We start from the raw sequence: 22,248 nt of genomic DNA on the forward strand, positions 1-22,248 counted from the left end.
TAAAATCAGGATGAAATCAAGTCTGACACTTTGGGAAACAGTAACTGACTCTGAGTAGAGACAGGGCTGTTTTCAGATATGAGAGTCGCTTGATTTGTTTCTCTTTGACGGGTGACAGATATGAAAGCTAAGTCGTTAATGATGTTGGTAGTCGCAGTCGGCTGTGGTTTGGTTGCGATGTTGGGCGTGAGGCAAGTCCTCAGTAAAGATGGAGATAAGGAACCGGTCAAGACTGCAGATGTTCTGATGACGATTGCAGAGATCGCTCCTGGTACTCCTCTGAATGAGTCCAATGTGAAATTCAAGTCATGGCCAATCGACCAGGTACCTGAAGGGTCAGTTACAAAACTGGAAGAGTATAAAGATCGTTCGATTAAAACCCGGGCTGTTCCAGGCGAAATCGTGATGAAAGCGAAGCTCAGTGAACAAGGGGTGCGTGGGGCATCTGTGGAAATTCCGGATGGAAAACGGGTTTTTACGACATCGGTGGATATGACCAAAACACACAGTGGATTGATTCTTCCGGGTGACTTTGTGGATGTCTATGTCACATTCACGGCACGAAAGCCAGGAGGGGGAATGTCGACGATTACGAAAGTCATTCTGGAACGCGTCAAGATTTTTGCAACGGACAACTTAACGGATGTTGGGGGAACGGACAATAACCAGGTGAAATCAAAGAATATATCTTTGTTACTTGCTCCTCGAGAAGGTGCCATCCTGAAACTGGCAGAGAAAAAGGGAGAGGTTCACCTGGCTCTGAGAGCTGCCTCTGATCACTCGGATACGGAAGATGTTCAATTTAACGACGATGATCTGGCGGAAGTCTTTTCGATTGATGGCAGCGAGTATCTGGATGATAAACAAGACAACTCAGAAGGCGATGTGAAAAAAGACGACTCTCAAAAACTGGCTCAAAAAGACAAAGACTCCTCTGCCAAGAGGTTTCTGGACGAAGAACAGGAACCACAGGAGATGACCTCTACAGAAGTTGAACCAGAACTGGAAGAAGCCAAGAAGATGTGGCAGATTGAAGTTTATGCCGGAGAAGAAAAGATTGTTCAGGAAGTGGAACTTCTGGAAGAAGAGCTGGATGATCAAAAAGCGGCATTAAAAGATTTGTGGGAAGTGTTTACGAACAAACAAGAGCCAGAGAAGAAGCAAGAGCTAGAGAAGGTTAACTGATTCTGCCCTGCCCTTTCAGGGAGTGCAGAGGTAGTTGGCGGGCCAGAAAATATTCCGATCCGGAATGGGATTATATTATTTAATGAGTGAATTGAAGGATGGGTTTTTCCAGATTTCAATGGCTTAACTGTTAAACAAGTAAGGGGCAAGGATGCTGGCCTTAAAAAAACGCTTAAGAATGAATCGTCTTCCTTTGTTAATCGCATTGGTGTGCAGTCTCATCAATGCAACAGGGTATTCGCAGGAAACACTGCCTGCTCCTCCCGGAGCAAGCGAGCAGGTCATTCAGGTTACAGCTGACAAGATCAAGCTGGAAATTACTGAAAAGTTCTCCAAGATTCTGAAGTTTCCCAATAAGATTAAACGCGTGGATGGTTTCGATCCCACCGTGCTGGGGATCACTGCACTCACTCCCAATGAGATCCGGGTGCAAGCTTTGGTTCCGGGCGTGACCACACTGGTGATTTCGGATGAAGACGGGAAAGTCTTTACTGTTGAAACATTTGTAAGTGGTGATGCACGCCACTTACAGGCGTATCTTCGCGAGTTGTTTCCCCAGTCTTCCGTGAACGCGATAAAAGTCCAGGATTCTGTCGTCTTGCGTGGCTGGGTAACTGAGCCCGGAGCGATTACGGAAATGGTTGAAATTGCAGAGCAGTTCTTCCCCAATGGCGTGCTGAATCATATGAAGCTGGCTGGCGTGCAGCAGGTCCTGCTCAAGGTCAAAATCATGGAAGTTCAGCGGTCCAAGATTCGTCAGTTAGGCGTCAACTGGTTATTCCTGAATCAATCCTCTTATGCTTACAGTACGCCGGGATCTTTGGTTCCGCTTACGGGAATTACCATTCCCTTTGGTGGACCTCCAGCAATCACCGCTTCACAGAACCTGATTAGTGGAACATCGATGGGTTTTGGGTTGGTCAACAGCTCAAGCATCTTTCAGGCATTCATTGAAGCCTTGAAGCAGGAAGCATTGTTGAAAATTCTAGCTGAACCGGAACTGGTGACAACCAGTGGTCGCCCTGCCAACCTGCTGTCTGGTGGTGAATTTCCCATTCTGGTTCCTCAAAGTCTGGGAACCGTTACTATTGAATGGCGTGAATTTGGTGTCCGCATGGAAGCCGTTCCGATTGTTCTCGGCAATGGCCGGCTGCGATTAGAGGTGCAGCCGGAAGTCAGTGAACGCGATTTTTCTAATGCGGTTCAGGTTGCCGGTACGACCGTTCCCGGGTTAACCGTGCGTCGTGCGAATACGGCCGTCGAAATGAACTTTGGTGAAACCATGGTGATTGCCGGTTTGATTTCCAGTCGAAAAACAGCAGAAACTTCCAAAACCCCATTCCTGGGTGAACTTCCTGTGATTGGGGCTGCTTTCCGTCGCGTGAAATACACTGAAGGAGAAACAGAACTAGTGATTATGGTAACGCCAGAACTGGTCTCACCACTGAAGGCCGAACAGATGCCTCCGGGCGGTCCTGGGCAATTTACTGCTACGCCGACAGATCGCGAGCTGTATCTGGATGGCGTACTGGAAGTACCCAGCTATGGCAGCGATTGTCCTGAGTGCCGGTATTCCGTTCCAGGGCCGATTGGTCCGGAGGCAATGATGAATATGGAAAATGTTTTGCCACCGACATCCGCCTCACAAATACCGCCGGCACCAGGTGTACCGACGATTCGTTCTGAAGTGATCAAGAAGTCTTCTTTATCACCGGAAAACGTGAAGAATTTGCAGGACCAGCAGAGGCTGAATAAAGTGCCTGCACAAACTCCCGTGAATAAAAAAGTTCCTGATCTGTCAAGTCCTCCCCAAAAAGAATGGAAGGCTAAACAGAAAGCAAGCAGTCCGAAGCCGGCAAAGAGTACGAGTAATTTGAGAAAACCTGCCGGGGATCAACCAGGTCTAATTGCTCCGGGAGGTTAGAAAAAAATTAAGAGTCGTCATGATCTAATTCGATAATAGTAAAATACATATGAGACTATTTAATCCTTAAGAATAAGTGATCATCTAATGAGTGGAGTTGTTCGATTATCAATCATCGATCCAAATGAATCAACACGCAATGAGCTGAAGAATATGCTGATTGGCGTTGATATGGTTTGGCTTGAGGCAGAATGTAGTCGTTACGAATTCTTCTCGGAGGTTGTCTCACAGACCCAGCCCGACATCGCGTTAATTTCGCTGGATGCAAATCCGGAGCTGGCTTTGAATCTGATCGCTCAGGTAACCCGGGATATGCCTACCTGCAATGTGATTGTGGTAAGTAGTTCGCAGGAAGGCAGCCTGATCTTAAAGGCGATGCGAAATGGCGCTAAGGAATTCTTAGGCTATCCGTTGGTCTTGGAAGATTTTCTGTCTGCTTTAAATCGAATTCAGATGACTTCGGGCAAATTGGAAGGTGATCTTAATGCACCTCGATCAAGTCAGGTGATCACCGTGGCTGGGGTCAGTGGGGGCGTTGGTTGTACTTCACTGGCGATCAATCTGGCCTGTTGTCTGGCAAGCAATGAGCGCAACAGCGTCGCAGTCATCGATCTGGATTTAGCATTAGGTGACACGGATGTCTGGCTTGATATTATCCCGGATTATACGATTCAGGATGTTGCCGAAAATATTGCACGGCTGGATTATTCGTTATTAAAGCGATCATTGACCAAGCACAATTGTGGTGCGTTTCTACTGCCCCGCCCCGTCCAAATGGATATGTCGGTGCAGATTACGACCGAAGTGTTGAGGCGGATTATTGCTCTGTTGCGTGCCACGTTCACGCATCTGGTGATTGATGTCAGTAAATCCTATAACAGCCTCGATATGGCGGCGATGGAATTGTCGGATTCCGTTTTGCTGACGGCACAGTTGGATTTGCCTTGCTTGCGAAATGTGGTCCGGCTGTCACAATTCTTTGACAATAATGAACATATTTCCGATAAAATCAAAGTGGTGATGAACCGTTTGGGGCTGGAAGATACTCAGATCAGTATCAGTAAAGCATTGGAAACGATCGGTCGCGATATCTTCTGCCAGATTCCGAATGACTATGCAACAATGGTCGAATCAAGAAATAATGGCGTGCCCCTGGTGATGCAGGCGCCGAAAGCGAAGTTGACACGAACGATTATGGAATTGGCGAACAGTGTTGGCGGCGAACCGGTTTCTGTTGCCGATGATTCTGTATCGCGAAGAAAAAAGAGCCTGTTTGGATTTTTGAATAATTCCAAATAAGAATCAGAACGCGCTACTCAATTTCTTCAGGCATCAAGATCAAGATGAGTGCCTAAGGTCCCTTCCACATCGGGGGCTTTGGGGTGTTCTTCCTCAGGCTCCTGTTCTTCATCAGACTCAGCCTGTGCGCCATGCTCCTCTTCATGCCCTAAAGGCATACGGCCATCAGCGTCCCGGTCACCTGTTTTGTCTGCATCACCGACGTCGTGAAGCTGGTGATCGGTCATCGCTTTTTTGTCGATGGCCATATTTTGCTGAGCCGCTTCCGCTTTCTCCTTGTCAGCGCTAGCATCACTTCTCTGCGCGCCGGCAAAGGAGCTCGCTAAATTGACAGAACTGGGATTGATTGAACTCATAATCACAGATCCTTCAGCTGGAGTACCTGTTAACTGATGAAGTCAGGTGTAACGTCTGAAGTGTAAGGCTCAATTCTTGCGTGGGAGCAGTTATTTTGGGTGAATTTGAAAAAATGTCAAGAGTGATCCTGCTTCAAATGGCACCATTGGTATGCGAGAGGTTTGTTCTACTGTTCTGTTTTCCACGAGTTTAACAGTAAATGAGCCTGTCCCTGGTGGTGAGGCTCATGCCAGCAGACAATTTGCAGTGCCATTTGATTCGTCCAACCTCGCTCCTTTAACCCATCCGGAATCTGTTCCATTTCGGCTTCAGAGATTTGAGAAATCGTGTCCAGTAGATTCGCTCGCGATTCTGCCAGGACTGATTGAATGGTTTCTAGCGTTGGAATATCATCGCCCGCGATACTCCCTTTTTGGAAGATCGGAAACCAGTCAGACAGATTGGAAGTGGTCTTTCTGAGGCGGTCTGTGGCGAATAATTCTTCGGTAATCGCGACATGCATGATTTGCCAGGCTATGTGAGCCCTTTGCGGGCCGGGTCGATATGCTAACGCACTTTGTGGGTCATCAAACTGGCCGATTTCATTGAGCAATTTCAATGTCATCGTTCGATTCAATTCCAGAAGTTGGCCGATGGTTGCGGTATCAATACTCATTATGCCTGTTTACCTCAGGTATCTAAATGGTTCTGACAGTTGTGAAAATCTTTGCTTGATTGTATACCTCACGGTCTACATCCGAAAAGTGCTTAGCTATAATATCCGCGACTTGGCCTCTATATTGCGTTATTTTTTCTAAGCTGGCTGTTTCGACAGTTAACCGATCGTATCTACCGTCAATTATATAAAAGGAACTGCCTGACATGGGAGTCTCGGCAGAAATGTACCAACACAGTCTGGACTTTCTCTTTGGTCGCCTCAATTATGAACGAATGGGGAGTACTAAGTATTCCACCAAAGACTTCAAATTGGGGAGAATGCAAGCGCTACTTGAAGCTTTGGGAAATCCTCAGTCGAGTGTGCCAACGATTCATATTGCTGGGACGAAAGGTAAAGGCTCCACTTCAGTCATGATTGCTGAAATGTTGTCAGCTGCGGGGTATCGGACTGGTCTTTTCACTTCGCCACATATCACACAATATGAAGAGCGAATTCTAATTGATGGGAAGCAGATCGCGCCTCAACAACTGGTTGATCAGGTGTCAGTGCTCTCTCAGGCTGTCGATCAAATGCAGATTGATTTTGGTGTGGGGGATATGATCCCTACCTTTTTCGAGTTGACTACCGCGTTGGCGTGGATGCATTTCAAGCAGAATGAAGTCGATTATGCAGTGATGGAAGTGGGGTTGGGAGGCAGGCTGGATTCAACCAACATTTGTGAACCACTGGCTACTGTGATTACCAATATCAGCTATGATCACACTGCCTTATTGGGCAACACAATCGAACAGATCACACGTGAGAAAGCGGGAATTATTAAAGCGGGTATTCCTGTCTTGAGTGGCGTGACACAGCCAGAAGCGATTGCCGTTCTTGAAGAGGTCTGTGAAGAGAAACAGGCGCCATTATACCTGCTAAACCGGGACTTTTTCATTGAGCCAGTCAGTGGGGTTGGAAAAGAGACAGTGCTGACTGATACGGGTCATTCCACAGAAGAGATCCCACAACAGAAAATTCGGGTCACGACGCCTTGGTCTGTGGTTGATGAGATGCCAGTCAATTTACTGGGGGCACATCAGGCGACGAATGCCGGAGTGGCTGTCGCTTTGCTGGATTATCTCTGTCACATAGGGACTTCGATTGAGCCTGAGCGAATGCGGGAAGGGATGGCTGGTTTAAAATGGCCGGCACGCATTGAAGTGGTACAGAAGAATCCAACGGTGATTATTGATACTGCTCACAATGGCGCTTCCATCAATGCGTTGATTAAAACGCTCAAGGAGTGTTTTCAGCAACAGAGGCGTTTATTGATTTTTGCTGCAACGCGGGAAAAAGATGTAAGCGAAATGCTGAGGACACTGTTACCCTGTTTTGATACAGTGATACTGACCCAGTATCGGTCAAATCCACGTCGTATTCCTGTGGATGAATTGATTGAGATCGCTCAAGCGATTCAGCAGGAATCGGGGTGTGCTGCCGAGATCATTTCCGCCGCCAGTCCTGCTGATGCCTGGTTACGGGCCAAAGAGAATTCGACATCAGAGACCTTGATTTGTGTGACCGGCTCCTTTTTTATCGCCGCCGAAATGCGAGAGCTCTTGTTAGGCGCCACTGACGAGACCTTGATCACCGAATCCTGCTAAGCTACGAATAGACAGTTCATGGGAAGGTGATACTCAGATTGTGGAATCCGTAAAAAAAGGGAAGAGTCAGCAGAGCTACCCTTCCCTTCTGGTTGTATCAAATCAGTAAATTATGGTCCCACTCGAATGGGGTTTTTTTTGCGTTTGCTCTTCTTTCCTTTTTTGGGACGACCGAGCATTTCTGCGTCCATACCGTAAAATTCAGAAGACATTTCCTCTTCAGAGCCGAAGCCAAATCCATCGGTGCCTGTATTGGCTCTGGCTTCTGATGCTGTTTTGACCCAGGCCAGACTCTGACGTTCACGATCGAACAGGTTCTTGGCAGTGGTATAAGTATCAGATGCCGCTGGGGGCAGTGACGCTTTCAGGTTCCCCAGGTTGTCAACAATAATTGCTTCGGCATCAATGGGTAAATGCCCTCGCGTTTGTTTCGGCAGGTTCAGGTCGGGGTGATCTTCCAGTCGAATGGAAGGTGATGGAATCGCGTCGACAAGATAGTTTTGAGTATCGAATTCGACGGTCGCTTTTGCATCATATTCTTCTTTTGCGACATCATAAAGTTCTGCAGCCTGCTCTCCGCCGATCTCGTCTCCCACGGCTGTTTTTAAAACAGAGTGAATCGTGGTTCCTGTTTTCGGATACCACTGGTAAACTTCAAACTGCGCCGTTGTGCCGTTGACTCCACGCGGGGGGCGAACATTTTGCAGATAGTAGTGGACGTCCTGTTTGGCGGTGACAGCAGCAGTATCGGTACTCCAGGGAGTCGTCCGTGTTTCTCCTTCGGCAACTGCAGGGAGCACTACTTCTTCAATCGGACGCTGGTAGTTGGGGTTTCGTACAACGAGCCGGACACGATACTTATAAGTTTCACCCGGGTTCAGGTCAAAGTCAAAGTAGCGGAACAACAGCAGGCGGCCCGCGGCCGTGACGCTCGTTTTTAATTTCTGGATGAGCTTCTTTTCGTCCAATTCTCCAGAAGGATTCTCCTGTCGCATGGAATTTGTCATGCCTTGATATACCGAATCCATCTCTTCGGGTTGTCCAGCCGACATGAGGTCGTTGCGAATTTCACGCATGCCAAGCTGCAGGGTAGAAAAGCCTTTTTGTTTTTCTTTAAAGACTTTTTCACCGGCGTGTGATTTTTTGTATTGGTTCAGAATGAGTCGGTTGAATTCCAGTTCCTGTTCAATTTCTTCCTGGCTGAGGGTGAAGTTTTCGACGCGTGGATGCGTCGCCACCTTATACCAGAAACCGGCAATTCGACTGGGAAGCGGCATTGTGAATACGCGATCTGTGATCCCCGTATTGACCACTTCGGGGTCAAAGTCGGCGCTTTCTTTTAAGACCTCAATAGACGTTTCGATATCGACGTCTTCCCAATCACCGGCCCAGGGATCATTTCCCTGTATTGCTTTTTTACGTTGTAATTCAAAATCAAGGAATTCCAGGATTTTGCCAGTCTGCATGTTTTGCATTGAATAGGCATCACCTAAAGAGCGTTCCAGTTTATCCTGTTGCGTTGCCAGATCGAAGACGCCTCTCACGGCGATAAATCTTAAGCCACGCCCTTCACGGGCCGGACCTGCCATGCCTCCTGACATGCCCCCTTCCATTCCCATCATCGACTCTTCGGGCAACGCCCCTGGTTCCATCGGTGTGGAATAACCACTTGGATTATAACCACCCGGGCCGGACGCCATCATTTCTGATTCGCCAGGAATGCTGCCAAAGGTCATGCCCGGAATTCCAGGGCCTCCCATACCAGCGCCCGTGTTTCGTTTTTTAAAGGGGTCGTACTCTGGCTCATCAGGCTTGGCTTTTTCTGTTTCCAGTGATTTCGAACCTTCCAAGCCTTCTTCCATAGCAGCATCGAGTGGTCGGGTCATCATGATAAACCGTTCGTAGTTGGCAACCAGATCTTCAACAGGCAACCAATCGACTTCTTTGGCACGCTCTTTTTTGGCATAGAGTGGCGAAGAGAGGCTAACTGAAAAACGGTAGTTTGTGACTTCAATTCCTTTATCGATCAGTTCCGTAACTTTTTCCCGTAGGTCATCGTCCTTGAGAAATTCCTTCCGTTTTTCTTCTGGCCATTGACTCGTTTTGACCTGCGATTCTGCAGTATCGACCTTTTGAGTTAATTCAAGCGGAGTCCGTTTTTCGGTCGTCCACTTTGACGTAAAGATGACAAAAACTACAAACAATCCAACAAAACCCAAGACGATTTTTTCGCCATGGTTCACTGCAAATTCTTTGTAATTCATTCCTTTGAGATTGGCCATTAAATTCTTCACGGGACTTTCTCCGTTTAATGAAATTTTACTGTAGCTGATTGAGTTCAGTTTCTAGTAAGTCTGTATTACTGGTTTACCGCTTCCTCTGGCTTTGATTCGCTCGGAGGAGGCTGGGGGTTATCCGGTTTTGACTCTGCTGCGGGCGTCAAGGTGTCCGCAGGTTCTGTTGGTTGTTCAGGAGTATCATCTGCTGGTGCAGGTTGGTTTTCCGTTTTGTTGGGGGCCGTTGCATCTGATGCGGTCGGTTGAGCAGTGCCTGCTTCCGCTCCTTCAGCCGATGCAGGAGTTGCATTGGCTGCATCAGCGGCTGGTGCTGCTGTGACAGCCGCTGGTTCACCCGAATTCGGTTTAGCGCCTTCTGTTTCAGCGACCATCTCTCCTTCTGGAGCTTCGTACGGTTTATAAAGCGTCATTAAACCGGCAATGGTCACGACAGCCAGTTCAGGGTCCTGTAAAGCAGCGTCAAGCAGGCTTTTGTTGTCGAGGCCTTGTGCTTGTTCTCTTCCCATTCCGCCGGCATCAGGAGTGAAGCTGGAACGACCTCCAAATTCACTTCCGCCAAATTCGGCATCTGCACCGAATCCGCCATCTCTTCCCATAGAATTACCACTGCGGCGGTTTGTCGCCCCACCAGTGAGGCTGGCAATGGGGGTCAGGTTGTCATCAAACATGTCAGCGCGTTGAACGCGGACGATTTCTACGGGCCAAGGCATACTGGTCAGCTGCGCAAGCAGGTGAGGCAGTTTTGAAGATTGAATCACGGCTTTAATATAAAAAGCACGGGTTTTATAGGGCAGCGATTCCTCTTCATGATAATAACGCTTGAGTTTTTGTGAGGCTGGGCCACCTGGGCCAGGACCAAACCCAGGTCCATCGGACATAATATCATCCATGCCGCTGCCATCATCGCTTCCGCCAGAGCTATCAGCGTCGTTTCCAAAGATCTTGGTTAAATCCATATCAACATTAATCTGCTGCATGCCGTCCCTGCCACCCGCCATACTGGGGCGAGAATTGCCTCCGCCGAATCCTCCGCCGCCGCCGAATCCTCCACTACTACCTTCCATCATGGGGTCCATACCACCACTATCACCGTTCGCGGGAGCACTACCATCATCGCCGACCGTACCGCCACGGAGTTCCAGCACAGTGATCTGACGGACGGGCGATTCGCTGATATTAGCAGCGCCTTTATTGACTTTCGCAATGGCTTCGAGGATCGAACTGATGAGCCAGACATCTTCCTGAGCATCCCACATTTCTTCCGAAGTCGGTGGAAGTGTTTTCCATTTATTTAACGGAACGTGAGGGATCGTATTCAGGCTGATATCAACGGTTCCTGTTCCATCTTTCAAACTGAAAGGATTGGCCAGTTTGTGGGCACGCATGATTTCAAACTTATACGCACTTCGATAGAGGTTTCGGGGAACACGCGAGATTTCACCATGGTATGGCGTCTCTTTCATCAGGGGCGTCACATTTGGTGGCCAGAGGAATAAACTCTTTTGTTTGTCCCAGAGGTACTTGTGAGATTGGCCGATGTACTTTTCTTTTTCTTTGTTGATCTCTTTCAAAGCGGTCGACCAGGTTTCATTAGGCGGATTGGAAGGGACCTGCGCATCGGTGAATGCTTTGTCGATCGCGGCTTTTCGCTCATCGATCTCTTTCGCCAGGCTCCCGGTTGCCATGCTCCAGCCAATGACAGGCAGCAGCAGAGCAATAAACAGGATGATCCAAAACTTATGAACAAGAATCGGTTTTAATTTGTCCATCGGGTTGTCCTCTGCTCTTTTCCAAAGAGATGTAAAGTCACGTAAATAACTTTTAAAGTGAATCGATCTTAGCGTTTAGTACTATCTGTCTGGCAGGCTTGTATCAGCCTGCTTCCGCCGTTGCTTCCTCGCCTTCTGAATTGGATGATTCCGGCGGATTTTCCTGTCGTTCGAGAACCGGAATTGGTTTCCAGACGAATTGCAATTCAAATGTTGTCCGTTGAATAGGCATTACTTTGGGTTCTTTTTCGGGACGATTAGTGCCGACTCGGGGCCGGCCCATTCCAGGGCCTCCAGGGAAGCCAGCTTCACCGCCAGGCAGCATGCCCGGGCGGCGACCGCCACCTAAACCGCCAGCAAATCCACCAGGGCCACCAAATTGATTTTCGCCTCCTCCTCCTCGCATTCCACTTGGTCGACCATTGGGATAAAAATTAAAGGGATCTCGCGAGTCGCTCAAAACCGTCGCGTGTGTGATGCCCATTTTTCGGACATCAACGAGGGCTGAATCAGGATTTTTAACAGTCCAGGACTGCAGGTTTTTCAAGAGTGTTTCGTGGACGTATAAAACGCCGACATCTGTGTTTGGTTTGGATTCATCATGGTGGTAATGCACACCGTTGAGCGTGAAGACGTATCCAGCTCCTTCAGGTGGGGTCGCCTGGTCCTCTTTAGAGAGAAGTGACTTTGCCTGTGGGGAGAGTTTTTCGAACCACTGAGCCAGGTCTGCCTGATGCTCTACTGTAATGCCGGGCAGTTTGATTCGATTGCGTTTTTCAATTTGTTCGTTGTCAATTTCATCGTCCACATCGCGGGGCAGACATTCATCAATGGCTTTATAAATTTCAAGCCAGTCATCTCGTGTATCGAGATTCCAGACGAGTTTGTCTCCCTTTTCAATCAGAGCGGTGAATTCTCCTTCTGCACCCGCGTAGCTGGATTGGTATCCGGAAACTTGCGTGGTCAAATTTTTGACTTTGCTTTCAACGCTACCAAAACGGTCTGTGCTGACCGAGTTGGCAACATTGCTGTAGCCGACTGCCGAAATGCAAAGACCGACCAGCAACGCTGCCGCGGTAACAACGGCCCAAGGTTTTTTGCGACGGATTTTGCGGGCCGTGGCAATTTCAGGAGGCAGTAATGAAGTATGAATGGATGTTCGTTTCAAGGCCTGCAGCGCGATCCCGTAGGGAACGGTGAATGTGAGGATATTATCCTGAAACAGAGGTTCGTTCAGAACGGCGTCTCCGACTAATGACTGGAAGTCATCGAGCCGTTCGACTTCATACTGCAGGTTTTGTTGCAGGAATTTCTGCAGACCGGCGAGCTTAAAACCGTTACCAGTTCCATACACCTTTGAAATTTTCGCATCGCGGTTTACGCTGGAGAAATAGCCGATCGAACGCTGGATTTCGGAGACATATTCATTGAACACAGGTCGCAGTGCCTGGAAGACGGCACGGGGATCTTCTGAGCGGGTGGCATTACATTTGAGGTGCTCAGCTTTCGCAAACGTGAGCTTCATCTCTTTGGTCAAAGCGCGTGTAAAGTGGTTGCCACCGATGGGAACGTTGCGGATCCAGATTTTACTGCCGTTGGTAACCATCAATGTGGTACTGTCGGCACCCATGTCAACGACAATCGCAGACTCTTCAGGGTTGCCTTCGAATTCCTCTCCGACACGCATTCCGAGCGAATCGTAGCAGAGTGTGTTGTACAAGCCTAAGGGAGCGATCTGAATCAACTCCACTTCCATTTTTCGGTCGACAAATGGTTGCAGCGTTTTGAGGACCTGGTCGCGTTTCATCGCGAAGATACCAACTTCGGCATCCAGCATATAACCGCTCTCTTCCACGCCGCCTCCCAGAGGCTGGTAATCCCAAATCACGTCTTCCAGCGCAAACGGAATTTGCTGCTTGGCTTCGTACTTGACGATTTCAGGAACACGATTCGCTTGAACCGGCGGCAGTTGAATAAAGCGGGCCAAGGAGGTCTGTCCGGGGACACTGATCGCAATCAAGTCCTCTTTGGTCTCATTGCGTGACAGAAAGGTCTCCAGGGCCTGACTGATTAATTCATCCGGAACAGCATCGGGCTGGCTGAGAATTTTTGGATGGGGAATATAATCGAATGCAACGGCAATCACCTGATCAGCGGCTTCTGCATAGCGAAGCCGAATGGCCTTTAAGCCGGCCTGCCCAATTTCAATGCCCCAAACAGCTTGGTTTTCTGCCATGTGACTGGTCACTCCTACTTTCTGGAAGTACCTGAATGAGTACGTACCAGATTGAACCGGAAATGTTTCCGAAATTTAATGAACGAGATGGTGTTTCGCTGGCTGAATGAATTCGATTCAGTCCGGCGTAATTGTATCAGATTTATTGAGTCTCAGTTAGATAGGCTGAGGGAATAATTTCAGATTAAACAATCCCCTAACATAAGGCTATCACAGGATTTCGTATAAAGTCAATGAAATAGTGGATGTTTGAAAACGACTTCATAAAAAATAATAAGCCAAACGTCACTATTTTTCATGACCAACTGGCTTTGACCTGCAAATTTCTGTCGCAAGCCATTCGTGTTTGAATCATTCAATCAATTAGATGAGTGTCAAAATCAATGAGTTCCCAGTAAGTCAGTTTTTATTACGATTTTCTCAGTTATTTTGATGGATTCTTACGTCATTTTTTTACACAGACTGTGTTCGTGTGTATATGTTCTTGCATGTGGGGCAGATTTGACTAAGTGTAAGTTATCCTGTGATTTGTGATTTCTCGAAGCTGTTGGATACCGCGCTATAGATACTCGAAGGAACTTTGCTTATGCTAATTGAAGTCTGAGAAGGAACTGGACTCATTCTCACAGGTACGAATTAAATGTGATTACATTTCTAAAGTATTGTGACACAATGACATACAATGATATAGTGATTTTGATTCCCTGCCACAGTCTTGAAGATTTCCCGACGGAACTGGAAGAAAAAGACGCCGAGAGCCTGCTGAATGCGTTTGCGGTGGCTTGGCATCCTGAACTTTTGGCCTCATCGCGGGTCATTCCGAGCTGGCATCGCTCTGATGAGCCCCCTCAGTTTCTGGCGGATCGTTTGCTGCTTGTTCCCAAGACGTCCGAAGACTGGCTGCCTTATGGCTGGATTGAAGAGGCAGAGTCGAATGGGGCGACCGTCGTTAGCGGGAAGATTCACCGAGACGAGATGGCCGAAGCGGCACTCAAACCGCTACACGCGGAAACGGAGCAAGATTCAGCGCCTGAATTATCAACAGAGCTTGTTGCCGATTTTTATGCGCTGGGGCTGTGTTATATCCAGTTAGAGTTATTGACGCGGTGCATGCATCATTTCAGCAGTCTGGATGAAGCGACGATTCAACGGGAGGCGATTGCGGCTGCCGATGCCGCACTGGCCAACGATACTGAAGCAGCGCGGGCTCATTTGAAAGGTTGTTTTGAGGTCTTGCTGGAGAATCGGGAGCGGTTCTATCCGATTGACTGTTATTTAATTGACCTGTGTCTGGTTACGCCTGAGTGGGCGAATGATTCATTAAAGGCCGCGATTGCGGATGAACAGCCTCTCAATTTGCTGCTCACTGCTGACGATTTGGAGACCATCTATCAGGAACGTCCCGAGTTGGCAGAACTCCTGAAAACGAGTTGCCAGAATCAGGAAACGGAAGTCATCGGGGGGGAACAGGATCAGATCGCCACTCCGGTTGTTCCTGTGGAATCCTTGATCTGGCAGCTGAATGCGGGGGCACGTAAAATTCAGGAACTCACCGGTCGGACTCCGACGACCTGGGCGCGACGCCGTTTTGGTCTGGCTTCGATTCTGCCGATGTTGCTGCATCGGTTTGGATTCCATTCCGCCCTGCACCTGGTTTTGGATGATGGCATTTATCCCGACTATGAGCAGAGTAAAATTCATTGGGAAGGTGCAGACGGAACAATTCTCGATGCATTTTCCCGAATTCCAATGTCGGCTGAAGGTTCAGCCGGGTATCTTCGCTTTCCGCAGCGCATGGCGGAATCGATGGAAGAAGATCAGGTCGGGGCGCTGATGTTTGCACACTGGCCTGACGTCAAATCTCCTTTTTTTGAAGACTTTAGACGCATTCATCGCTATGCCCCGGTGTTGGGCAGTTTTGTATTGTTGAATGATTTTTTTCAAGATACGGAATCATCAGGACGGCATTCGTCATACGATGCACGGGAATACTTGTCCCCCTTTCTGAGTCAACTTGTGGCGATGCGAAAGCCAAATCCGCTCAGCCGCTTTATAGACCACTTTCAGCGACACGATGAGTTTACCGCGGGGCTCTGGTTTCATTCGGTTTCTAAAGCCATCTATGGTCAACCGATTCAGGATGACTCGCTCTTGGAAGTTGAGCGGGATGTTGAACAGGGGCATCCGGATGCGGAACCAGGACTGGTTCAAAGTGCGGTTAACATATTGGAGGGATTTTGCGAAGCGGGTGAAGCAAAGCTTGCGGAAATCATTCTACAGGGCGCAGCTCAGCAGAGCGGAGTGTTGTTAATGAACTCACTTTCGTTTTCCAGAAGTGTGGTTGTTGATCTGCCCGAGTTTCCCCATGAACCCGCAACACAGGAAGCGGTAAAAGCAACCCAATTTGATGAACGTCAGAAAAAAGCGGTGGTGGAAATTCCTGGCGCAGGCTTTGTCTGGCTTCAACCGGGCACGTCTCCTGCCGTCTCTGCGAAAACTAGTGTCCCGATCGCCGAACCACTGTTGCTCCGGAATGAATTCTTTGAAGTGCATATTCATGAAGAGACAGGTGGCATTGCGCAGATCAAAGAATATGGTCGGAAGCCAAATCGTTTAAGTCAGCAGCTTGCGTATCGCTTTCCTTATCAGCGAACGATTTCCACTCCTGGTGCACTCGGCGGTTTAGAAGAAAAGACCCCCTACTCTGCGATTCGAGAAGTGAAAATCGCGCTGACCTGTGCCGGGCCAGGCATGGGGGAAATCGTGACGACGGGCGAGATTTATGATCAAGTCAGCGACACGACACTGGCAACGTTTCGTCAGACGTTTCAACTCTGGCGCGGGCGTCCGATTCTAGATGTGAAAATCGAGTTGGATGTACAGACGATGCCTGATGGGAATCCCTGGGATCACTATTATGCAGCGCGCTTTGCCTGGGGCGACAGTACAGCCTCTCTGACCCGGTCCCTCCTGGAAAGTGCACACGCCTTTCAGGGAGAACGTTTTGAAAGCCCGCATTATTTTGAGATCGCAGAAGGCGAAGAGCGGGTCACGATTTTGAATCATGGGTTGCCGTTTCATCGCAAAACTGGCCCGCGGATGTTGGACAGTATGTTGATCGTCGAAGGAGAAACAAAACGGGAGTTTTCCTTTTCGATTGCGGTGAACCAGAATTTTCCGATGCAGCTTGCCCGGAATGTGATGGTGCCTGCAGGGCAAGTATCCAGTCCTGTTGGGCCTCCCCGGATGGGAGAAAAGGGGTGGCTGTTTCATGTTTCTGCCAGCAATGTGCAGCTGACGCGCGTGCTGGATTTGTTGTCGTCAGAAGGAGATTTGTCGAACGAAGCGTCTGACAGTCAACGTGGCTTTTCAGTGCGTCTGATTGAAACAGAAGGGATGCATCGTTCTGTGAAATTGCGTTGCTTTAAATCTCCCGTCAGTGCCCGACAGCGTGACTTCCATGGGAAGACGGTTGTGGAGCTTCCAATTGAAGAAGACGCGGTTCTGATTGAGATATCACAGTACGAAATTGCCGAAATTGAAATCCTGTTCGAGGAGCAAGCGTAACCGATGATCGTGACGATTGATGGCCCCGCAGGATCGGGAAAAAGTACTGCGGCGCGCGGTTTATCCAAACGTCTGGGCTTTGAGTTTCTTGATACCGGCGCCATGTATCGCTGTGTCGCCTGGGGGGTGCTGCAGCGTAATGTGGATCCGGCCGACGAGCAGGCTGTGACAGATGTCAGCCAGCAGGTCAAAATTACGTTTGCGGATGATCAAGTGCTGCTTGACGGAGAAGATGTTTCAGAGGCCATTCGCACTCCTGAGGTTACCGAGGCTGCGTCGGTGGTCGCACAATATCCGACTGTGAGACAGGAGCTGGTGCGTCTGCAACAACAGGCCGCTGCTGGCGTTGAGATTGTCAGTGAAGGTCGCGACCAGGGAACCGTTGTGTTTCCGGATGCGTTCTGCAAATTCTTTCTGATTGCCGATCCAGAGGAGCGTGCGCGTCGCAGGCATGAGGAGCTTGCGGCAAAGGGGAAGCAGGTTACCCTTGATGCGATCTTACAGCAAATTTATGAACGCGATCAGCGTGATGAACAACGCACCGTCGCCCCGTTAAAACCGGCCGACGATGCGATTGAGATCAATACGTCCCGTTTGGCAATCAATGAAGTGATTGATCAACTGGAACAGCTTGTGCGTTCACGAATCAGCTCTGACTCTCCCTGAAACATTTCCCGATTCTGAAGATCAGAACTGGAGTGTCATCGTTACAGTCGTGCGGCTGTCCATCAAATCTTTACGACCTGTGATGGGAAATTCCCAGACACCAGCGACAGACAAGCAACGGTTGAGGCGGTAGTTTGCTCCAAATGCAGTTGAGATGAAGTTGTTACCGGCGACGTTCGTTGAACCCAGGTTGATCCAGTCTCCTCCTTCAACATTCAAAGGCAGAGCCTGCCCACTTTTGGTGTAGACGATACCGTTTAACTCAGCGATTGCAGAGAGTTTATTTGTCACAGGGTGATCGTAGTGCACGCTGTAATAGATAGACTGTGATTCTTCAGCCGTGTCTCCGGGGATATGATAACCAGTTGAAGCAATCAGGTGTCCGCAACCAATTTTCTTACCCAGTGAGAGGTAAGGGGTCCAGACGCTATCGCCATTCCCCTGAAAGACGCGGCTGCTTCCATTGGTCGCTTCATAGATCAGTCCGCCTGAGAGCAGGAACTGGTTTTCGACATCTCGAATGAATACGTATTTCAGTCCCAGGCCGATGTCGGACCAACCTTTGGAATTGCCAACGCCTCGTGTTTGCAGTGTGTTGTAGCCGTCCTTAACTGCGATCACGGAAAGCCGTTCGTTTAAGGCGATTCCGAGTTGGAGGGCGTAAACCTGAAGGTCCCCTGCTCCGAGAACGGGCGTTTGTGCGTCAATCATTTGATTGATGAAAATACCTCGTACATAGGTTAGTGAGCGCGGATCAATCGACCAGACCGGGTTACTGACGGGCATGACGAAGTCATCAAAACAGCGATCGCTGGGGAATTTATTCAACAGCGGGATTCGATCACAGAGTGTGCAGGCATTACAAGCATTGCAGTTGCATGACTGATTGTTACAGTCAGCTGCTTGAGAACTGCATGTCGGACATGAGCATGGCTGTCCTGTGAGTGAAATTGGTTGCTCGCCCGTCGGTGTCTGGATGAGTTGAGTTTCTGCTTCTGTGACGGAAACATCGTTAGCAGAATTCAAGGTGGAAGGAGGATCTATTACAGGCGGCGCTGGTGCAGCTGCCCCTTCATAGACACCATCAACAAAGACATCGGATAGCGTTTGAGGTTGAGCAGGCCCTTCGGCGTAAATTGCCGAACAGATCAGGCTGCATGAAAAAGTGATCAGTACAATCGGCGCGAACCTCATGTATTCCCCCTCCTGGAAATGAGATAATTGAGCGTATTATTCGCCTGTGATGAGATGATTCCTTTCATCTCTCAATACGTATCGACAATTCCAATTTGTGAAAATAGGTGTATAAGTTGAAGTTTATTTGTTTTTCATGATTGCATGGAAATACTGCATTGAGATGCTGGTAACAAAAAAATGCACGCCGAGTCGACGTGCATTGGGATTTGATTCAAGTTTGCGAACATTTGATTAGTGCATCAATTGTTTTTCAAAATCGATGTCATATTTTTTCATTTTCTTATACAGTGTAGTGCGGTTGATTCCCAAAGCTTTGGCCGTGTTCTGGCGATTCCAGCCGTTGGATTCCAGTGCTTCGATAATGATTTGACGTTCGGGATTGGCCAACGCTGTTTTCAGGGAACCACTTCCCATGCGGTTCTCTGCAGACAGCGTATATGGTTGCTCCTGACGAATTTGTTCGGGGAGATCAGGAACCCGGATATAATCCCCTTTCGTCAATACCACAGAGCGTTCGATGACATTGATCAATTCGCGCACATTTCCAGGCCAGGAATATTTGAGCATGGCCTGTATGGCAGAGGCGTCAAAACCTTTGATTGATTTGCCGATTTGTTCGTTGTAAACCTTGAGGTAATGCTCAATCAGGAGAGGGATATCGCTCATGCGCTCTCTGAGTGCCGGCTGTGTTAATGTGATGACATTAATGCGGTAGTAGAGGTCCTGTCGGAACTCTCCACTGGCGACCATGTCTTCCAGGTTCTGGTTGGTGGCCAGAATAAGACGAATATCAACGGTGTGCGTTTTATTATCGCCCACGGGTTCAAATTCATGATCCTGTAACACCCTTAGTAATTTCACCTGCAGACTGGGAGAGGCTGTCGCAATTTCGTCCAGGAACAACGTACCTCCGTCTGCCTGCAGGAACTTACCGATTTTATCGTGTGACGCTCCAGTGAAGGAGCCGGCTTTGTGTCCGAACAATTCACTTTCCAGCAAACTGTCAGGTAGCGCACCACAGGCGACTTCCACAAATGGCTGGTTGCAGCGGTCACTGAGTTGGTGAATGGCACGGGCGGTCATGGTTTTTCCGGTTCCATTTTCACCCAGAATTAATACCGTGGTTCGAGTCTCAGCCACGCTTTCGATCAGATCGAACATTTTCTGCATTTTATAGTCTTGGCCGACAATGTTCGACAGGCCAAAACGCTGATCCAGCTGAGCCTTCAGTGTTTTATTTTCTTCGACGACTTGTCTCTGGTCCAGGCAACGTTCAATTGTCAGACTGAGTTCTTCGTCGATCACCGGTTTGGTCAGATATTCAAAAGCGCCCAGTCGAATCGCTTCGATAGCACTTTCGATCGTTCCATAGCCAGTCAACATGATGACGGCGGTATCCGGTGCGTTCTGTTGTGCCCATTCCAGTAGATGGAAGCCATCCTGGTCTGGCAGATTGACATCGCAGACAACCACCTCAAATGGGAATTCTTTTAAACGTTCGATCGCATCCAGGCAGGTTAGTGATGTTTCGGTGCGATGCCCCAGGCTTCGCAAATAGTCTGCCATCGCTTCCAAAATATATTGATCGTCGTCAACTACCAGTAATGAACCAGAATTTGTCTTCATTGAATATGTCTCGCCCAAAGTGTCCATGTAATGCTGCAATCGTCCTACAGCTGTGTTGGTTGTGAATAATCAGTGTTGTGTCTCTCGGATTCACAATAATAAAATTGAAAATCTGCTTGTTACTCTTCACAAAATCAATCATTGATTTTGATCAAGTGAAATGCCGGGTGCGTTTATTCCTCAATACAGAAGAGGAAACCGCTCCGGTCTTTCATGTCAGACGAGGTTGCTACCTGATCGGTAAACGCGCTCGTCTGTCAATCAAACTGGGAGGCAAACATTAATGAAGGGATAGTGAAAACATAGGACACAAGTTTCAAACAGGCAACATGCGGACGGCACTGCCTGTTGTTTTTGAGAATCAGATGTTGTCGATTTCAGGGTGACGCGCTGTAGAATGAGGTGAAAAAACCACACAAGTCCGGTTGAGAGGGGGCCCCGAACCGGGTTCTGTCGATTTCATGGCTTGTAACGCCCTGTTAACGGTGCAGCGCATTGCTGGAAGATTGCCATATTCCCTACAAAAGTCAGACTGGGTATCTTCGGCACCAATAACAGCAAGTTCTGTGTTTTGCCGAGTTTGACCAGATTTGGCTCAATCTGTTGTGGGGCAATGCGCAGATATGATTCAAACAGAAGACAGATTGAAAGACTCTCAAGTTGCTACTGCGCAAGGCGATTGGGAGGCTCGCTCTGGTTTTAGGCTGTAATTTGTGATTCCAAGTGAAGATTTACCAATAGATAGCGAATGATAACTGTAAACAGAGCCTTGAGATGGTGCCCCTGTACTGCTACTATTGGGACTTTGGAAGAACGATTTCAGACGATCTTGCGGGGTTCGGCCAGTCAGATCAAAGATCAGATGGCTTGAAAGCCGGGGTACCGTCGGCTGAAATTCGAACCGGTCAGGGAGAAAGTCCAATTTCTGGAACCGAATTTTCGAGTCATTTTCCCTTCGTTCAGGGTGTTTTGTTAACAGAAGATAGCCTTTCTTGTTCAGGCTCCTGATAGTGATTACGACCGGTGTTTACCTGCTTAAAAGATGGTCCCGGTAAAAGAAAGTGGGAGTTGTCCGTTGTTAAGAGCGATCATTAGTGATATTCACGGCAATCTTGAAGCGTTGAAAGCTGTTTTGGCTGACATTGATCGCCGTGAAATCAGTGAGATTTATTGCCTGGGAGACATCATTGGCTATGGGCCTAACCCCAGGGAGTGCATCGATCTGGTTAGAAAACGTTGCACGAAATCTCTACTGGGAAACCATGACCAGGCAGCTTTGTTCGATCCGGAAGGTTTTAATGCGGGCGCAGAACGAGCGATTTTCTGGACGCGACGTAGGCTGGAGACAGGCGATGCGTCTAAGAACCAGGATCGCTGGGATTTTCTAGGCGAACTTCCTCGCATGATCCGCGAAGACAAACTGTTATTTGTGCATGGTTCGGCGCGAAATCCCCTCAATGAATATGTGTTTCCGGAAGACATTTACAATCAGCGGAAAATGGAACGCATTTTCGGGCTGGTAGATCAATATTGTTTTCAAGGTCACACACATATTCCCGGCGTGTTTACCGAGAGTATGAATTTCCTGTCACCAGAGGAAGTGGAAAACGAGCACCCGTTTGGTCCGGAAAAGTTTCTGGTGAATGTCGGTTCGGTGGGCCAGCCTCGTGATGCAGATAATCGATCTTCTTATGTCATTATCGATGACGAAAAAGTGACTTTCTGCAGAGTCGAATACGATTTTACAGCTACCGCAGAAAAGATTTACGAAATTTCTGATTTAGATAACTTCTTGGGCGATCGTCTTCGAGATGGTCGATAACA

Annotated in this window: 14 protein-coding genes; 7 read left to right on the top strand and 7 right to left on the bottom strand. The window is 48.5% G+C overall.

The window, feature by feature from the left end:
* Window positions 1-120 precede the first annotated feature (120 nt).
* From cpaB to AAC022_RS02730, 3 genes are all read left to right on the top strand, one after another.
* Window positions 121-1,185 (top strand): Flp pilus assembly protein CpaB, encoded by a 1,065-nt coding sequence (gene cpaB / locus AAC022_RS02720; protein ID WP_339727729.1) that lies wholly within the window; start codon window positions 121-123, stop codon window positions 1,183-1,185.
* A 151-nt stretch (window positions 1,186-1,336) separates the two neighbouring features.
* The gene (locus tag AAC022_RS02725; RefSeq protein WP_339727730.1) at window positions 1,337-3,109 is read left to right on the top strand and encodes a type II and III secretion system protein family protein; all 1,773 of its coding nucleotides are present in this window, start codon (window positions 1,337-1,339) and stop codon (window positions 3,107-3,109) included.
* An 87-nt stretch (window positions 3,110-3,196) separates the two neighbouring features.
* Window positions 3,197-4,408, top strand: a complete 1,212-nt coding sequence (locus tag AAC022_RS02730) for an AAA family ATPase (RefSeq protein WP_339727732.1) — start codon at window positions 3,197-3,199, stop codon at window positions 4,406-4,408.
* A gap of 26 nt (window positions 4,409-4,434) precedes the next feature.
* Here AAC022_RS02730 and AAC022_RS02735 read toward each other — a convergent pair whose 3' ends face one another.
* Together AAC022_RS02735 and AAC022_RS02740 are read right to left on the bottom strand one after the other, a co-directional pair.
* Window positions 4,435-4,764: a hypothetical protein gene (locus tag AAC022_RS02735; protein ID WP_339727734.1), complete on the bottom strand. Its 330-nt coding sequence runs from the start codon at window positions 4,762-4,764 to the stop codon at window positions 4,435-4,437.
* A 167-nt stretch (window positions 4,765-4,931) separates the two neighbouring features.
* On the bottom strand, window positions 4,932-5,420 hold the full coding sequence (locus AAC022_RS02740; RefSeq protein WP_339727735.1) for a DinB family protein: 489 nt from the start codon (window positions 5,418-5,420) through the stop codon (window positions 4,932-4,934).
* Between the two features lie 206 nt (window positions 5,421-5,626).
* On the opposite strand from AAC022_RS02740, the gene AAC022_RS02745 reads away from it, so the two are divergent.
* Window positions 5,627-7,066, top strand: a complete 1,440-nt coding sequence (locus AAC022_RS02745) for a folylpolyglutamate synthase/dihydrofolate synthase family protein (RefSeq protein ID WP_339727737.1) — start codon at window positions 5,627-5,629, stop codon at window positions 7,064-7,066.
* 110 nt (window positions 7,067-7,176) lie between these two features.
* Here the strand turns inward: AAC022_RS02745 and AAC022_RS02750 are convergent, their stop codons facing one another.
* The 3 genes from AAC022_RS02750 to pilM form a co-directional block, all read right to left on the bottom strand.
* Window positions 7,177-9,360 carry a hypothetical protein gene (locus AAC022_RS02750; protein ID WP_339727739.1) on the bottom strand — a complete coding sequence of 728 codons (2,184 nt, stop codon included), beginning with the start codon at window positions 9,358-9,360 and terminating at the stop codon, window positions 7,177-7,179.
* A gap of 65 nt (window positions 9,361-9,425) precedes the next feature.
* Window positions 9,426-11,132, bottom strand: a complete 1,707-nt coding sequence (locus tag AAC022_RS02755) for a hypothetical protein (RefSeq protein ID WP_339727741.1) — start codon at window positions 11,130-11,132, stop codon at window positions 9,426-9,428.
* A gap of 103 nt (window positions 11,133-11,235) precedes the next feature.
* Entirely contained in the window at window positions 11,236-13,368 is a 2,133-nt protein-coding gene (gene pilM, locus AAC022_RS02760; RefSeq protein ID WP_339727743.1) for a type IV pilus assembly protein PilM, read from the bottom strand.
* Window positions 13,369-14,040: 672 nt separating this feature from the next.
* Between pilM and AAC022_RS02765 the strand changes: the two genes are divergently transcribed.
* Together AAC022_RS02765 and cmk are read left to right on the top strand one after the other, a co-directional pair.
* Entirely contained in the window at window positions 14,041-16,935 is a 2,895-nt protein-coding gene (locus AAC022_RS02765) for a hypothetical protein (protein WP_339727744.1), read from the top strand.
* A 3-nt stretch (window positions 16,936-16,938) separates the two neighbouring features.
* Window positions 16,939-17,601 (top strand): (d)CMP kinase, encoded by a 663-nt coding sequence (gene cmk, locus AAC022_RS02770; RefSeq protein WP_339727745.1) that lies wholly within the window; start codon window positions 16,939-16,941, stop codon window positions 17,599-17,601.
* Window positions 17,602-17,622: 21 nt separating this feature from the next.
* Here the strand turns inward: cmk and AAC022_RS02775 are convergent, their stop codons facing one another.
* Both AAC022_RS02775 and AAC022_RS02780 read right to left on the bottom strand, forming a co-directional pair.
* The gene (locus AAC022_RS02775; protein ID WP_339727746.1) at window positions 17,623-18,795 is read right to left on the bottom strand and encodes a hypothetical protein; all 1,173 of its coding nucleotides are present in this window, start codon (window positions 18,793-18,795) and stop codon (window positions 17,623-17,625) included.
* Window positions 18,796-19,029: 234 nt separating this feature from the next.
* Window positions 19,030-20,424, bottom strand: coding sequence for a sigma-54 dependent transcriptional regulator (locus tag AAC022_RS02780; RefSeq protein WP_339727747.1), 1,395 nt, complete (start codon window positions 20,422-20,424; stop codon window positions 19,030-19,032).
* Window positions 20,425-21,499: 1,075 nt separating this feature from the next.
* Here AAC022_RS02780 and AAC022_RS02785 point away from each other — a divergent pair.
* Window positions 21,500-22,246 carry a metallophosphoesterase family protein gene (locus AAC022_RS02785; protein WP_339727750.1) on the top strand — a complete coding sequence of 249 codons (747 nt, stop codon included), beginning with the start codon at window positions 21,500-21,502 and terminating at the stop codon, window positions 22,244-22,246.
* Window positions 22,247-22,248 lie beyond the last annotated feature (2 nt).

It is taken from the genome of uncultured Gimesia sp. (genome assembly GCF_963976445.1).
Classification (GTDB): Bacteria; Planctomycetota; Planctomycetia; order Planctomycetales; family Planctomycetaceae; genus Gimesia.